The 274-nt window shown below is 66.4% G+C and carries 1 protein-coding gene; it reads right to left on the bottom strand.

The annotated features are described in order from the left end of the window. On the bottom strand, positions 1-274 hold a 274-nt coding region (locus AX692_RS06805), incomplete at both ends, for an IS66 family transposase (RefSeq protein WP_155646278.1).

The following is a 274-nucleotide window of genomic DNA, read 5'->3' as shown; positions in this document are numbered from 1 at the left end:
CGGGTGAACGCGTCCCAGCGCTTGAGCATGTAGAAGCAGGCCTTGGTGAGATCATGGCCGCGCGACAGCTTGGCGACCTGCTCGGTCAGCCAGGTGTGGAGCTCGGCCATGAGCGGCGCGCTGAGTTCCTGGCGAACTGCAAGCCGCTCGGCCGGGCTCTTGCCGTTGATGCCGCGCTCGATGTCGAACAGGGCATCGAGGCGCTGCACGGCTTCGAGCGCGATCGGATAGATCATGGCGGCGCTCTGTCCGCGACTCTTCTTGCGGGCCGAGC

The sequence above is a fragment of the Erythrobacter donghaensis genome, assembly GCF_001557325.1.
In the GTDB taxonomy this organism is placed as follows: domain Bacteria; phylum Pseudomonadota; class Alphaproteobacteria; order Sphingomonadales; family Sphingomonadaceae; genus Erythrobacter; species Erythrobacter donghaensis_B.
The sequence above is the reverse complement of the archived record's forward strand: the minus strand, read 5'-3'. Positions and strand labels throughout refer to the sequence as shown.